This is a genomic window from Bifidobacterium sp. MSK.17.10 (assembly GCF_019129655.1).
Classification (GTDB): domain Bacteria; phylum Actinomycetota; class Actinomycetes; order Actinomycetales; family Bifidobacteriaceae; genus Bifidobacterium; species Bifidobacterium adolescentis.
In genome coordinates, this window is sequence record NZ_JAHOJD010000015.1 from 1 (window position 1) to 15,278 (window position 15,278).

13 protein-coding genes and 2 tRNA genes are annotated in these 15,278 nt (G+C 57.6%); 6 read left to right on the forward strand and 9 right to left on the reverse strand.

Annotation, left to right across the window (positions count from 1 at the left end; genetic code table 11):
• Positions 1 to 189: 189 nt before the first annotated feature.
• Positions 190 to 438, reverse strand: coding sequence for a helix-turn-helix transcriptional regulator (locus KSX58_RS09890; RefSeq protein ID WP_237976413.1), 249 nt, complete (start codon positions 436 to 438; stop codon positions 190 to 192).
• 119 nt (positions 439 to 557) lie between these two features.
• Here KSX58_RS09890 and KSX58_RS09895 point away from each other — a divergent pair, with 119 nt between their 5' ends.
• From KSX58_RS09895 to KSX58_RS09915, 5 genes are all read left to right on the forward strand, one after another.
• A complete protein-coding gene (locus KSX58_RS09895; protein ID WP_217735686.1) occupies positions 558 to 950 on the forward strand; it encodes a helix-turn-helix transcriptional regulator in 393 nt (130 codons plus the stop codon).
• 37 nt (positions 951 to 987) lie between these two features.
• The gene (locus KSX58_RS09900; RefSeq protein ID WP_217735685.1) at positions 988 to 1,473 is read left to right on the forward strand and encodes a hypothetical protein; all 486 of its coding nucleotides are present in this window, start codon (positions 988 to 990) and stop codon (positions 1,471 to 1,473) included.
• Positions 1,474 to 1,648: 175 nt separating this feature from the next.
• On the forward strand, positions 1,649 to 2,653 hold the full coding sequence (locus KSX58_RS09905) for a virulence RhuM family protein (RefSeq protein ID WP_151906495.1): 1,005 nt from the start codon (positions 1,649 to 1,651) through the stop codon (positions 2,651 to 2,653).
• Positions 2,650 to 3,048, forward strand: coding sequence for an ImmA/IrrE family metallo-endopeptidase (locus tag KSX58_RS09910; RefSeq protein ID WP_237976412.1), 399 nt, complete (start codon positions 2,650 to 2,652; stop codon positions 3,046 to 3,048). Before KSX58_RS09905 ends, KSX58_RS09910 begins: the two co-directional genes overlap by 4 nt.
• A gap of 119 nt (positions 3,049 to 3,167) precedes the next feature.
• The gene (locus tag KSX58_RS09915) at positions 3,168 to 4,436 is read left to right on the forward strand and encodes a site-specific integrase (protein WP_138297240.1); all 1,269 of its coding nucleotides are present in this window, start codon (positions 3,168 to 3,170) and stop codon (positions 4,434 to 4,436) included.
• A 102-nt stretch (positions 4,437 to 4,538) separates the two neighbouring features.
• Here KSX58_RS09915 and KSX58_RS09920 read toward each other — a convergent pair.
• Positions 4,539 to 4,612 (reverse strand) — tRNA-Pro (locus tag KSX58_RS09920).
• Positions 4,613 to 4,711: 99 nt separating this feature from the next.
• Here KSX58_RS09920 and KSX58_RS09925 point away from each other — a divergent pair.
• Entirely contained in the window at positions 4,712 to 5,881 is a 1,170-nt protein-coding gene (locus tag KSX58_RS09925) for a hypothetical protein (protein WP_003809528.1), read from the forward strand.
• 87 nt (positions 5,882 to 5,968) lie between these two features.
• Here the strand turns inward: KSX58_RS09925 and glgX are convergent, their stop codons facing one another.
• The 7 genes from glgX to pyk form a co-directional block, all read right to left on the reverse strand.
• A complete protein-coding gene (glgX, locus tag KSX58_RS09930) occupies positions 5,969 to 8,113 on the reverse strand; it encodes a glycogen debranching protein GlgX (protein WP_011743102.1) in 2,145 nt (714 codons plus the stop codon).
• 86 nt (positions 8,114 to 8,199) lie between these two features.
• Positions 8,200 to 8,823: an NUDIX hydrolase gene (locus KSX58_RS09935; RefSeq protein WP_011743101.1), complete on the reverse strand. Its 624-nt coding sequence runs from the start codon at positions 8,821 to 8,823 to the stop codon at positions 8,200 to 8,202.
• Positions 8,824 to 8,829: 6 nt separating this feature from the next.
• Positions 8,830 to 9,735 carry a Nif3-like dinuclear metal center hexameric protein gene (locus tag KSX58_RS09940; RefSeq protein ID WP_038444386.1) on the reverse strand — a complete coding sequence of 302 codons (906 nt, stop codon included), beginning with the start codon at positions 9,733 to 9,735 and terminating at the stop codon, positions 8,830 to 8,832.
• Positions 9,736 to 9,787: 52 nt separating this feature from the next.
• A complete protein-coding gene (polA, locus tag KSX58_RS09945; protein ID WP_217735684.1) occupies positions 9,788 to 12,634 on the reverse strand; it encodes a DNA polymerase I in 2,847 nt (948 codons plus the stop codon).
• Positions 12,624 to 13,388 carry an ANTAR domain-containing response regulator gene (locus KSX58_RS09950; RefSeq protein WP_151908158.1) on the reverse strand — a complete coding sequence of 255 codons (765 nt, stop codon included), beginning with the start codon at positions 13,386 to 13,388 and terminating at the stop codon, positions 12,624 to 12,626. The genes polA and KSX58_RS09950 overlap by 11 nt, the downstream gene beginning before the upstream one ends.
• Before the next feature lie 80 nt (positions 13,389 to 13,468).
• Positions 13,469 to 13,542, reverse strand: a tRNA-Leu gene (locus KSX58_RS09955).
• Positions 13,543 to 13,696: 154 nt separating this feature from the next.
• Positions 13,697 to 15,139 (reverse strand): pyruvate kinase, encoded by a 1,443-nt coding sequence (pyk, locus tag KSX58_RS09960; protein WP_021913704.1) that lies wholly within the window; start codon positions 15,137 to 15,139, stop codon positions 13,697 to 13,699.
• Positions 15,140 to 15,278: the final 139 nt, after the last annotated feature.

The following is a 15,278-nucleotide window of genomic DNA, read 5'->3' on the forward strand; positions in this document are numbered from 1 at the left end:
CGCCGTCCGCGTGAGAGAGTTCCAATTCCTCGCGGACGGCTTTCCTTATCGCGCCAAGCATCGCCGGGTGCAGGCGTTCGAACTCCTCAACGGAAATCGGGTTCATGGATTCGTCCGGCGTCTCGGCCGGAATGTTGATGCTCATCTCGGATTCTCCTTTCGATTCATTCGTCGGCGAGCGCCTAACGCTCATGGTCTGATCTGCTTGATGTTGTCGATTGGCTGGAGGAGCAGCGTTAGCAGCTGCAGAAAAGTCATGTCGAACATTGCAGCGATGTTTTCCATATCGCCCAGCGTGAAGTCTTTTTCTCCATTGAGTTTTCGGTTCACAAGCGGCCGTCCACATCCAATCGCTTTCGCGATATCTTCTTGTGTTTTGTGCCTGCGAGCCATCTCTCCGCGAAGGTTGTCTCTCATAAGTTCCGCTTCGCTTGTCACCAGACCTCCTTTCTTGCTGCTCTTTGCTGACAGTTACAAACCGTATTCAAATGAATACTGTCAGATGGGTATTCATTTGAATACTTTACAGAAAGTACACAATTGGGTATCTTTGGGCTATGGGAACAAGAGCCAATAACGATGTGACCGCTGGTGCGCGGAGCATCATGCAGTATTGCAAATCACTACAAGTCAAGAGCGGCATGACTGCAACTGAATTCGCAGCGGAATGCGGGTTCAGCCGCAATTATTGGTTTGTTCGAGCTCGTTTTGACGCACCACTAACAATTTCGGACTGCGAGCGCATTGCCAATGTATGCGGGATGACGCTGAAAGAGCTATTCACCCGCGCCCTGGGCAGCGATGCCGCACGAGCCTACGCCGCCCGCGAGCGCGAGTTCCAGGTCACGGATGATCTGGTGGATCGTATCGCTTCCCGTCCGGAGGATTTCGGTGTGGCTGCCAACGACGATCCGAACAAGGCACTCGAAGCGGAAACGCCAAGAGATTGAATTTTTAATGCAAATCAACCAAGGAAAGAAGGAAACCATGTACAGGAAGACAATCGCAACGGCCGTCGCCGGTCTGCTCATTCTCGGGCTTGGCGCATGCGGCAACGCCAGTGACGCCAAAACCGCCGACGCCGGCAGCACGAGCCAATCGCAGACGACGAAGAAGCCGGCAGAGAAGAAGCCGGCAGAACAGCCTGCGGATCTGACCGGCACGTGGAAGCAGACCAACTCCGGCAGCACGGATTCCTGGATGGAGGCCGAGATCACGGCCGACACGATCACCGTCCAGTGGGTCAGCGACAACGGCGATACGAAGAGCCTGTACTGGAAGGGCTCCTACAGCGCACCCGACAAGGCCGGCGACTGGAAATGGACGAGCCAGGGAGACACCGCGGCGATGCAGGCGTCCCTGCTCGGCTCGCAGGACACCACCAAGGACTTCACCTACACCAAGGCGGACGGCGTCAGCTGGGAGACCACCGCGATGGGCACCACCACAGTGGTGAAGACCGCCAAGCAGTGAGCGATAGGCTCAGCAAGCCGCTCAAGGCGGGAGCTCCAAGGAACTGGGTCTGCGCGCGTCATACGCGGATTGAACTATTAGAAATAACCGAATAGTTCAAAACCGTTGGAAACATCAACAACAGACCATTTTGTTGACGTCAACAAGATGGTTGTGGAATCGGAAGGAGACAAGCATGGCGGACGAACCACAGGAAGGCCGGATAATCCTCTACCAAGAGGACGGGCGCAACGTACCAGTCGAAGTCACGTACTGGCGGGAGACGTTCTGGCTCACACAGCAGAAAATGGCAGAATTGTTCAATGTTACCGTGCCGACCATCAACGAGCATTTGAAAAACATCTTCTCATCCGGCGAACTGACAGAGACGTCAACCATTCGGAAATCTCGAATAGTTCGACAAGAAGGTTCTCGCCAGGTATCAAGAGAAATCTCTTTCTACAATCTCGACGCAATCATCGCCGTCGGATACCGCGTCAACAGCAGACAGGCCACACAATTCCGCCAATGGGCCACCGGCATCCTACGCGAATACATCGTCAAGGGATTCGCCCTCAACGACGACATGCTCAAGAACGGCAGACCGTTCGGAGACGACTATTTCGAGGAACTGCTCGACCGCATCCGCGACATCCGCACCAGCGAGCGTCGGTTCTGGCAGAAGGTCACCGACCTGTTCAGCGAGGTCAGCTACGACTATGACCCGAACTCGCAGACGGCTAGGGACTTCTTCGCCAGCTGCCAGAACAAGATGCACTACGCCGTCACCCATCAGACCGCCGCCGAAATCGTCATGGATCGTGTGGACGCCGGCAAGCCGAACATGGGATTGACTACTTGGAAGGGCGCTCCGAAAGGACATCCACGGTCCACGGACGTGACCGTGGCAAAGAACTATCTGAACGAACGCGAGATGAAGGCGTTGAACACGCTCACCACCGGTCTGCTGGACCTCGTGGAGGCACGAGTACTGAACCACACCCTCACCAGCATGGAGGAATGCGCCACGCTGATCGACCAGTACATCTCCCTGTCGGGCATGCCGTTGCTGGAAGGCAAAGGCAACCGTGGACACGAGCAGATGAGACGCAAGGCCCTCGACGAGTTCCACAAGTGGGATGCGGCACGAGAAAGCGATTTCGACAGGTTCGCCAAGGGATTGGACGGAACTGGACGGTGAACGACGCCACATTGACGTCCTGGTCGAAGACACTGGGCGTGCGAGTGGAGGAACGCCGGCTGGCCGGAGACAGGTGCGGACTCTACTACGATCCGCTCCGTCTCATCATCATCGACGAACGGCTGGCCGGATTCCAACGCCGCTGCACATTGTGCCACGAACTCATCCACGCCAGACACCACGACCCCGGCTGTGGCAGCCAATACGGAATCAAATGCGAGCGCCGTTGCCGTAGGGAGACCGCGCTGGCGTTGATCAGTCCGGTGGATTACGGCATGGCCGAGGAGATTTATGAGGGCGCGGCGTGGCCGATGGCGGTCGAATTGGGTGTGACGGTGCAGGTGCTGATGGACTACCGGCAGCTGCTTCATGATTCCGGCGTGTGCATGCAATAGTTATACGCCTTTATACGTGCTTATAGAGCCTTATACCCCTTCGGATTCCTTATAAAAAATGACCCCGGCCACCCGCATACCGCGAGCGCCGGGGTGAAGAACATGTGGGAAGAAGCGCCATGAAAGTGACCATTGATGATCTGTGGCTCAAGAATGACGATGATGGCAATCCGCCGAGTCGCGCGGCCAAACGCTCTTTGGCGAACTCACGCGATCCGATGAAGGCCAATGTGCCTGAGAAGTGGCGTAAAAGCCGTTATGGAGTCGGGATGCGCTGGCGTTGTCATTGGACCATCGTCAAGGACGGTAGACGTGTGCAGAGGGTGAAGCAGTTCGCCAGGCTCGCCGAAGCGCAGGAATATGCCGCGGCCATGGAGGACGACATCCGGCGGGGACGCTACCGCGATCCTCGTCAGGAGCTTCGTGTCCTGGATGATGTGGCCGGCGAATGGCTCGCGTCGAAGGTTGATCTGAAACCCGGCACCGCAGGCCGGTATGCGAGGGAGCTGCGCCTGTACATCCTGCCCAAATGGGGTGGCATGACGTTGCGTGAGCTTCGCCCTGACATGCTGCAGGAGTGGGTCGGCCAGCTCATGGACGGTGGTTATCCGGCCGCGTTGCCGGACGGGCGTGATTCGAAGCCGCTGAGCGCGAGAAGCATCCGCAATATCATGAAAGTCGTCCTCAAGGGCATCTTTGACTACGCCGTCTCGAACGGGTGGATCGGTGAGAATCCTGTGGACAGGGTCACCGTGCCGAAAATCGTCTCCGACGACGACATGGTGTTCCTCTCGGTCCGCGAGGTCGAGTTGCTCGCGGACGAGGCGGAGAAGATCGGGAAGCCGGTGGACGGTCTGCTGGTCAGATGGCAGGCCTATACGGGATGCCGCATAGGCGAATCGCTTGCCCTTAAGGTCGGTGACGTGGACGCGGACAGGCGGCGCGCCAGGATAGGCCGCACATGGACTGACGACGGGCACGGCGGCAGCATGCTCGGCACCCCGAAGAACGGCAAGGCCCGCAACATCGCGATACCACGGTTCCTTATGCCGCAGATCAAGGCGCAGATGGATGGCATGGGTGATGACGACTGGCTGTTCCGTGCCACCCGTGGCGGGAACGTCTGGACGAACACGTGGCGGACAAGGATATGGAACAAGGCCGTCAAAGCGGCCGGCATGGAGGACGCGGGCGTGACCATACACAGTCTGCGCCACACATACGCGAGCTTCGCGATCGCCCAGGGCGCGGACGTGAAGACCCTGCAGATGCAGCTCGGCCACTCCTCTCCCAGCATCACATTGAACACCTACACGGCGCTCTGGCCGGAACGATTGGACGACGTGGCCGACGCGATCGGAGCCCTCCGCGAGCGCGAACTCGTGTGAATCGGGCATGGAGGTTCCGCGGCGTTTGTATGCATTTGTATGCGGATTGTTTTCGACGGAAAAAATAAGCCCTTGAAAACCTAATGTTTCCAAGGGCTCCGGTCGGGCTGACAGGATTTGAACCTGCGACATTCTGCTCCCAAAGCAGACGCGCTACCAAACTGCGCTACAGCCCGTTCATGCACTCCCGCACGTGGCAGGTGAACACGAGTTTCCATTGTAGCGTATGGTAGGACAACGACAGGCTAGAATGGCAAATACTGGAGGGAACGCGCATGGGACGTCATCAGCAAGCCGAGGCTTCAGGCATCATTTCCTTCATGGCATGCGCCACTCTTGCATGGATCGCCATGGACCTATATCTGCAATTCGCTCCCGCCATCTGGCGTGTCACCCAACGCCTGTTCACCGTGTGTGCCGGAATCACCGCGGGATGTGGAGTCATCTCGTTCACCTTGGGGTATGCGCGCAACTCCAGGTCGATGACGTTGAAACATGGCTGGACCATTCCTATTCGCCGTATCTTCGAGATACTCGCTTTGTCCGTGGTCTACGCGTCGACCATTTTCGTCACGGCGTTCATGCTGCTTTCCATTGCCAGCAACATGATGGGGTTGCGCACGTTAAAAGGCTATCTGACTGCGCTCTGCGCCGCGATCTCGGGGGTCGTAGGCTATGTCACGTTCGTACAGGCGGAACTCATGAATGCCAAGACCATCGCATCCTTGTTGCCGTTCTTCGTGGTTTCCGGTGTCAGCATCGCAGGATTGACGTCCGATGATCCATACTGGTACAACAACAATTTCTCCCAATTGGGCGATCGAACCACTTTTGCTGCTCGTATGTTCAATTCGACATTGATGTTGGCCGGCGTCTGCATCGTCATCATCAGCTATTTCGCGATTTCGGAGCTCATCACCACGCACCGTCTGCAGATGCAGTATCTGTCTGCAAGCGATGAAAAAGAAGCTCCCAAACACTTCAAGGCGCGGATTCTTCTGCTATCGACCATGCTGACGCTCGCAGGCATCGCCTTCATCGGCATCGGCATGTTCCGTTACACGCCGCATCCGATTCTGCACAACGTATTCGCCCGCGGTCTTCCCTGCCTGATGAGCGTGCTGATGATCGCGCTGCCTTGGCTGGCCCCGCAGCTTTCAAAAGTAGTATATGTGATTTCAGACCTAGCTATCGTGATCGGGGCTCTTGCCGGGTTCCAGTGGTTGGCGGGGCGTAACACGTTGACGAACGTCGAGGCTCTTGCCGGCATGATGTTTCTGGGCTGGTTCATCATCTTTTCACGGCAGATTGCGGCCATCGAATCCGATCGTGTGCAGACGCAGCTTATTCTGGCGCAAACCAAGCGGCCAGAATCCGTCGAGGATCTTGCGGAGGTCAGCGAAACCGTTCCTGGAACCGTTTCCCGACTCTCGTCGGAAGTCTAATTCTCGTAACGGTTCACGAGCACAGTCCACAAACAATACGGCGAGGTGTCACCCGTACGGATGGCACCTCGCCTGTTCTCATGGCTATCAGAAATCGTAGTTCTTTGTGGTGGGCTTTCTATCGCTCATCAGCAACAGGAAGCTTCTCGACTGCGCCGTGATCGCGAAGCCGGCCTCATAGTTGAGTTCCGGACCCTTCGGATTATGCGTGTCGACGACCAGACGCCATTTCTTGCCATACCGCTCGTCCGGCAAGGTGAACATAATCGGCTCGTAATGCGCGTTGAAAATCAGGATGAAGTTATTGTCCACCATCTGGTTGCCATACCAGTCGGCTTCCGGAATATCGGAACCGTTCAGATAGATCATCACCGAGAACGCGTGGGTATTGGACCAATCTTCCATGTCCATGATGGAACCGGTGTGGTCCATCCATTCGACCTGCGGAATCTTATCGTCCGGGTCTCCTGGCTCGCGGCCGGTGAAGAAACGACGACGGTGGAGCACCGGGTGCTCGAGTCGCAGATGAATCAGCTTCGAAACGAACTCAAGCAGATCCTTCTGACTATCGTCAAGATCCCAATTGGTCCATGAAATGGCGTTGTCCTGGCAATAGGCATTGTTGTTGCCCTGTTGCGTGCGTGCCACCTCATCGCCGCCGCAGATCATCGGAATGCCCTGACTGCACAGCAGCGTCGCGAACATGTTGCGCATCTGCTGTTGCCGCAGGTCGTTGACGTCCTTGATGGTGGTCGGGCCTTCGACACCGCAGTTCCAGGAACGGTTGTTGCTTTCGCCATCCCTATTGCCTTCGCCGTTGGCGTCGTTATGCTTCTCGTTGTAGCTCACCAAATCGTTCATGGTGAAGCCATCATGTGCGGTGATGAAGTTCACGGAAGCCACCGGACGGCGGCCGTTCATCTGATACAGGTCGGAGCTGCCCATCAGACGGCTGGCGAATTCCGGTAGCGTCGATGGTTGCGAACGCCAGAAGTCACGCACGCAATCACGGTAGCGGCCGTTCCATTCGGACCAGCTGGACGGGAAGCCGCCCACCTGATAGCCGCCGGAACCCAAATCCCAAGGTTCGGCGATGAGCTTGACACGGGAGATGACCGGATCCTGTTCGACGATGTCGAAGAAGGCGGACAGCTTGTCGACTTCCTGGAACTGGCGGGCCAGCGTGGCCGCAAGATCGAATCGGAAACCATCGACATGCATTTCGGTGACCCAGTAGCGCAGGCTGTCCGTGATGAGCTGCAGCGCGTGCGGCGAGCGCATCAGCAGGGAGTTGCCGGTGCCGGTCGTGTCGAAGTAGTGGCGTCGGTCGTTGTCGACCAGACGGTAGTAGGCACCGTTGTCGATGCCTTTGAAGCTTAGGGTCGGGCCGAGGTTGTTGCCTTCGGCGGTGTGGTTGTACACCACGTCGAGGATCACTTCCATGCCGGCGCGATGGTAGGCCTTGACCATGGATTTGAATTCGTTGACCTGCTCGCCGCGTTGTCCGGAGCTTGAGTACGCGTTATGAGGCGCGAAGAAGCCGATGGTGTTGTAGCCCCAGTAGTTGCTCAGGCCTTTTTCCTGCAGGAAGCTGTCGTTGACGAACTGGTGGATCGGCATAAGTTCGATGGCGGTGACGCCGAGCTTCCTCAGATATTCGATGACCGATGGATATGCGAGGCCCGCGTAGGTTCCACGGATGTCCGGCGGCACGTCCAGGTTGAGATTGGTCATGCCACGCACATGGGCTTCGTAGATTACCGAATCATGGTAGGAGATGTTCGGATGTTGGTCGTTGCCCCAGTCGAAATACGGATTGACCACGGCCGATTTCATGGTATGCGGCGCGGAATCCAGCGTATTCATGCTGGTTACGTCCTCAGGGCTTTTGAACCAATACGAATAGAGGCTTTCGTCACCGTCGATGTTTCCCTCGATGGCTTTTGCGTACGGGTCGAGCAGCAACTTGTTCGGGTTGCACCGCAGGCCCTTTGCTGGATCATACGGACCGTACACACGATAGCCGTACCGTTGCCCGGGTTGTATTCCCGGCAGATAATTATGCCATACGTAGGAGTTCTGCTCCGTCATTTCCACTCGGGTCTCACGGTCTTCCTCATCGAAAAGACAAAGCTCGACTTTCTGGGCCACTTGAGAGAAGAGGGCGAAATTCACGCCGGCGCCGTCGTAGCTCGCACCGAGTGGATACATCGATCCAGGTCTGATTTGCATAATTCAAGTATCGCACGTTTTGCGAGTTGAATTCGTTATTTCGTTTATTCCGGCGATTGTTTTTACAATTCGAAACCTGCAGGCCGCTATTGTTGCCGCATTCTGCGAATTTGCTCATGCAAAATGGCGATCTCCGAATTGGAGGCCGTGATGTGCGTGTCTCGTAGCTGCTTCCACGGGATCCAAGCAGATTCGACATGCTCGTCGGCGTCGAAATGCCGTTCGACGGCCTGCCAGTGGCGCAGGTGCATCACCATGATGTTGGCCAGTTCGTCGGTCATGCCCTCGGATGAATAGAATTGCCCGACATGGTCGATATCGCAACTGTTTTCGTCGATTGGCTCGACGCCGGTCTCTTCGCGCAGCTCACGCAATGCGGCCGCATCGACGTCTTCCCCGTCATCGATGAGTCCTGCCGGCAGACCGTAGGCGAAGGCGTCGCAGCCGACACGGTATTCTCGTTCGACCAAGTACAAATCCTGCGCGCAGTCATGCACCAGCATGACCACACAGGGCGCGTGCCGCATCACCTGTCTGCGGATCACGGTTTGTCCGCCGTCTCGTGTCTGCAACGCGATACGCATGTCCTCCACGCCGAAAATCGCGCCTTGATACACGTGCTCCCTGCTGAGTACTGTGGCCGGTCTGGTCATGTCCACGCCATCGCTGGATTCGTTCAGCGACATATCCATGCTGGTCGTATCGGACATCGTCGTTCAGCGTTCCTGCCCGCAGGACGGCAGTACCAGATTCCAGGGATCGGTGTTCATGGAAATCCAGCGGACGGTGGGGATGTCTCCGGTCGCCTCAGATACGGCACGAGGCACATCGCCCATGGCGTATTGGAACCATATGGATTCGATGGCGCTGTGTGGCGTGTTGACGAACATCGGACGAACAGTGGCGTCGCCTCGGCCGAGTTCGATATCCGCGGCACGCATGGACGCCTCATAGCGCGCCTGCTCGATGGCATCGGTCACCGGATGATGGCGCAGATCGCTGGTCACATACACATCGACGCCTGCGGCACGCACTTCATCGAACAGGGAATCGCCCGAGCCCGGCAATACCGCCACCGTGCCGATCGTCGCGTCAAGGTCGCCGCACACCTGCACGCCAAGTTCGGTGTATGGCAGCGCGTCGGCCACACGACGGGCGAAATCACGCAATGCGATCGGCTCCTGCAACCGGCCGACACGGCCCAATCCGACCGGATGTTCGGCTTTCGGATCTTCGATGGGTACCAGCGGACGCTGTTCGATCAGGCCGAACGCGTCGGCGGCGGCCATGCCGACTCCTCGGTAGGAGGCATCGGCATTGGTGTGCCCAACCCACAGCGCGCAACCGGCGAGGTTGAGCTTCCGGACGATCTCACCACGGAATCCTAGTCCGGAGACCGCATGCACGGAACGGAAGAACAGCGGATGGTGGCAGATCAGCAGGTCGATGCCTCCGGCGATAGCCTGGTCGATCACCGCCATGGATGGGTCCGCCGCGAACGCGATGTTGCGCACGTCGTGGCGAAGGTCTCCCACGATGAGTCCCGGCTCATCCCATTGTTCCGCGTATCGCAGCGGATACAGCGTTTCAAGCACATCCACGACCTGCTTCAACGTTGCCACAATCTTCCTTCTTTCTTTTTTAATCAGCCTTCGATTATCCGACGGGAACGGATCAGTGGGCCGCCAATTGCCAATCGGAACCGATGCCCGTCGATACGTCCAACGGAACGGCCATGGTGACGGCATGCTCCATGGCATCCTTCACCAGCGCGGTGGCCTGCTTCTCCTCACCGGGCGCGATCTCCACCACAAGTTCATCATGAATCTGCAGTATGAGGCGACTTCCAAGGTTCGCTTCCTGCAGTGCGTCATACGCACGAATCATGGCGATTTTCATGATGTCCGCCGCCGAGCCTTGGATAGGCGCGTTCAACGCGGCGCGTTCGGCCGCGTCCCTCACGGCACGGTTCGGCGATTTGAGACCGGGAAAATACCTGCGCCTTCCGAAAATGGTTTCGGTATATCCTTTTTCGCGTGCGGACGAGACAAGCGATTCAAGGTATTCATGGACTTTGCCAAAAGTGGCGAAATACTGGTTTTTCAGCGATTCGGCTTCTTTGGGCTTGATCTTGAGCTGCTGGGCAAGTCCATACGTGCTCAGACCGTAGGCAAGTCCATAGCTCATCGCCTTGACGTGGCTACGCTGATCGGACGTGATGTCGTCAACGGGAATGCCGTAGACCAAGCTGGCCACATACTTATGGAAGTCCTTGCCGGAGCGGAAGGCCTCTATCAACGCCTCATCACCGGAAAGGTCGGCCATGATGCGCAGTTCGACCTGCGAGTAGTCGGAGCTCAGCAACGATTCGAAGCCCTCTCCCGGCACGAACGCGGATCGAATCTCACGACCTGCGGGATCCCGGTTCGGAATGTTCTGCAGGTTTGGATCGACGGAGCTCAATCGTCCGGTGGCCGCCACCGTCTGTTCGAAAGTGGTGTGGATGCGACCGTCATGACGGTTTGTGGCGTCGATCAACGTCTGCACGATCTGCTTGAGCTTGTTCTTTTCACGATGCATCAGCAACGCGTCAAGGAACTGGCATGCGCGGTCGTTATCGTACGAGCGGTCACGCAAGGTCTGCAATGCCGCGGCATTGGTGGTGTATGAACCGGACTTGGTTTTTTTCGTCGGTTTCAATCCCATGTCTTCGAACAGGATCTTCTGCAGCTGTTTGGGGCTTTGCAGGTTCACCTGCTCCCCCGCGAACTGCCACGCCGTTTCCTGTGCCTGGGCAGCGTCGGCGGCAAGTTGGTCGCGCATCTGCACCAGACGTGTCATATCCACTTGGGCGCCGACCTGTTCCATGCCATGCAGGACCTGAGAGACCGGAAGCTCAATGGATTTGAGGAGACCGAATTGTTCGCGCTTATCCAGCACACCGGCCAAATATTCGGCCAAAAGCCCCACGATTGCGGTGCGGGTGAGTATCAGCTCGTCGTTCTTGGAATCGGTTTCCTCAGGCTCGTCGAAGTCCAAGGTTCCCTGTGTCGCGGCTTCGGCTTGTGCTTCGATGTGCAGATCAAGGAAATGGGCCGCAGCCTGTTCCAGCGTGTCCGCGTGGAAATCCGGATGGGCAAGATATCCGGCGAGCTTGGTGTCGAACAATGGTTCCGGAAGTTCCACGCCGATGCTGCCCAGCAGATGCGCATGTTCTTTGTAACCGTGCACGACCATGGAATGGTGATAGCGGTCGAACAGCCTTTGCAGGCATTGCACCATATCCGGACTGAATACGTCGATGCGAATGGCTTCGCCGTGCACGGCGATCATCAATGCCGAAAGAGAGGCTTCTCCGGGTTTGCTCGTGCCTTCGGCGTAAAGCGTCCAGGACTGTTTCACCTTGTCCGTGCAACGGGTCGAAGAATCGATTTCGAAGCCGAATTCCGGAATGTCGTTGGAGGAGCGTTCATGGCGTTCGTGCAGATGTTCCTGCACCACGGGGAAATGGTTTTGGACCCATGTCTCCACCACATGCGGATCGTTGACGTCTTCGACATGTGGCAGCCCGAGCTTGCTGGATTCGTGCACGTCCCCGGATGGTTTGTCCGCATTGAACGTTTTGAGCACGCGATTCTTGGTCCGAACACCGAATTCGAGCTTGGTGAATAGATCGTCGAGTTGACCAGCGTCGACTTGTCCAAATGTCAGGTCGGATACCGACACGCCAAGATCAAGGTCACGAACCAAAGCGTTCACGGAACGGTTCAGTTTGACCTGTTCGATGTTTTCGCGCAGGGCTTCGCCTTTTTTGCCGCTGATCTCGTCGGCGTGTTCGATGATCTGCTCAAGTCCGCCGTACTGGTTGATCCATTTGGCCGCGAATCCGTCGCCGACTCCGGGAACGCCGGGGATGTTGTCAGCGGTTTCTCCGCGCAAGGCGGCCAGATCCGGGTATTGCGCGGGAGAGACATGATATTTCTCCTGCACGGCATCCGGGGTCATATGTTTGAGGTCTTTGAAATGGTGGCCGGGATACAGCACGGTGATGTCGTCGTTGATCAGCTGGAAAGCATCACGGTCGCCGGACAGCACCAATGTGCGGTAGCCTGCCTGGTCGCCCATGCTGGCGAGCGTGCCGATCACATCGTCACCTTCGTAACCGGGTTTTTCGATGTATGTGACGCCCAAGGCCGTCAGCATCTGCTGGATTAATGGCAGCTGGCTGAGCAGTTCCTCGGGGGCCGCGTCGCGAGTTCCTTTGTACTGCGGCAGCATCTGGTTGCGGAACGTGCCGCCCTTCACATCGAATGCGACGGCAAGATGGTCTGGATGTTCGGCATCGATCACCTGCGAAAGCATGGTGGCGAATCCCCAGACCGCGTTGGTGGCCTGACCTGATGATGTACTGAAATTCTCTACGGGTAAGGCAAAAAAAGCGCGGAACGCCAAAGAATGGCCGTCAACGACCAATAGCGTTCCGCGTGAAGTGCCTTCCACAGTTGGTGTGTTAGCGCTCATCCTCTGCTTCCGACTTCTGTTCGCCATACTTGGCGATGATGGCCATGGCCAGACGCTTCTTCGGAATGCGCTGGTCCATGGAGGTCTTCTGAATCCAACGGAAAGCGCCCTGTTCGGAGAAGTCCGCCTTGTCCATCAGCAGGCCCTTGGCGCGGTCGACGAGCTTGCGCTCCTCCAGCGTTTCTTCGGCCTTCTTCAGCTGCTCTTCGGCCTTCTTCAGCTGTTCCTCGGCTTCCTGCAGTTTGGACTCGCTACGTTCGACATTGTCAAGCAGATCGTTGATTTCGGCGAAACGGCCCATGGCGACTTCCAAAGCCGGCAGCAGCTTGGATTCCTCATACGGCTTGGTGACATACGCCATGGCGCCAGCGCCCGTGGCCTTTTTGACCAAATCAGACTGGGAGAATGCCGTCAGCATGACGACCGGAGCGATGTTCTCATCACAGATGATGCCAGCGGCCTCGATGCCATCCATGCGAGGCATCTTGACATCCATGCACACCACGCTCGGGCGGAACTTACGGGTCAGTTCAACGGCTTCCTCACCGTTGGCGGCCTCTCCGACGACCTCATAGCCGTTATCCTCAAGCATGGCGACCAAATCCATGCGGTTCACGGATTCGTCTTCGGCAACGACGACGGTGCGCTTGTGCGCCTCGTTATTATTGGCAGAATCCGGCTCGGGAGCCGCAGCAGCTTGGAGCTCCTCATCAGTGAGTACTTCGTCCGGTTCCGTGGTCTTCTCTGCAGCCATGTCGGTCTCTTTCCACTGTCACACCCAAAGCCGGCCTAACATGCCCCAACCCGGGCCTGGATTGATATTGATTTCTTACGTGCCCTCGGTGGGACTCGAACCCACACTGCGCAGATTTTGAGGCTGCTTCCTCTACCAATTGGGATACGAGGGCTTGCACGCAACTCTGGAAGAATACCACATGATTGCGATTTGCGCCAAATCTCGGCGTTGTCATCATTCGGAGACATCGCGTAAAAACAATAATCCTCCCATCGGGAACCAATGGGAGGATTATGGAATCAGCGTTTAACGCGACGATTCAAATCTCAGTCGCAGGCACCAACGGTGTGGACGTAGATGGAATCGGTGCGGCCCGGCTGGTGTTCGCCTTGGGCGGAGCTCAGCACGACGATCTTGTCGCCATCGGAGACCTTGCCGGCGTCCTTGAGGACCTTGTCGGTGAAAACCATGAGGTCCTTGCGGGACTTGTCATGGTAATCCTCGTCGACCAGGAAGGACTCGGTGCCCCAAGACAGGGCCAGCCAGTGGAAGGTGTGCTCATTGTTGGTGATGCCGTAGATCGGGGTGGCCGGACGTTCACGGGACACGCGGTGCACGGTGGAACCGGTCTGGGTGTAGGCGACGATGGCCTTGGCGTTGAGCTTGTCGGCCAGGTCGACGGCGGCGGAAGAGACGGCACCGGTGGAGGACATATCCAGGTTCTTCAGCTCCGGGATGCGGTCGAAACCATGCTCGGTGGCGAAGGTGGAGATGCGGCTCATGGTGTTCACGGTGACTGCCGGGTACTTGCCGACGGCGGTCTCGTTGGAGGTCATGGTGGCGTCGGCACCGTCGAGGACGGCGTTGGCGCAGTCGGATGCCTCTGCACGGGTCGGGACCGGGGAGCTGACCATGGAGCCGAGGACTTCGGTGGCCACGATGACCGGCTTGGCGTACTGACGAGCCAGCTCGATGCAGCGCTTGGTGGCCAGCGGGACCTCTTCCAGCGGGCACTCGACGGCCATATCGCCACGTGCGACCATGATGCCGTCGAACGCCTTGACGATCTCCTCGAGGTTCTCGAGGGCCTGCGGCTTCTCGATCTTGGCGACGACCGGGATACGGCGGCCTTCCTCGTCCATGATCTCATGGGCGCGATCGATGTCGGTGGCGAAGCGCACGAAGGACATGGCAATGATGTCGGCGCCGGTGCGGATGGCCCAGCGCAGATCCTCTTCGTCCTTCTCGGTCAGAGCCGGCAGAGACACGGCGACGCCCGGAAGGTTGATGCCCTTGTGGCTGGAGACCGGTCCGGCAACGACAACCTTGGTGTACACGTTGTTGCCTTCGACCTTGGTGACCTCGAGGCGGACCTTGCCGTCGTCGATGAGGATCGGATCGCCTGCATGGCAGTCGCCCGGGAGACCCTTGAAGGTGGTGGAGGTGATGTGCTCGTCGCCTTCGATGTCATCAGTGGTGATGACGAACTCCTGGCCTTCGGTCAGCTGGACCTTGTCCTCGCCGTCGGCGTTCTTCTTGAACCAACCGCAGCGGATCTTCGGACCCTGCAGGTCAACCAGGGCTGCGACGTTGCGGCCAGTGGCCTTGGCGGCGGCACGGAGGTTGTTGTAGACCTTGAGGTGGTCTTCCGGAGTGCCGTGGGAGCGGTTCAGACGAGCGACGTCCATACCTGCTTCGACAAGGCTGGTGATGCCTTCCAGGGACTCGGTAGCGGGACCGATGGTATCTACGATCTTGGCTTTACGCATGAATGCCTGCCTATTCTTGTTGATATTGATTTTGGATCTGACGACCCTGTTTCCAATGGCATAGCTTACTAGCAAAAAGCGCCCACTTCCACCTCAGAACTAGGTGTGTTGTGAGCGATCGGAAGAGCACACGTCTGAA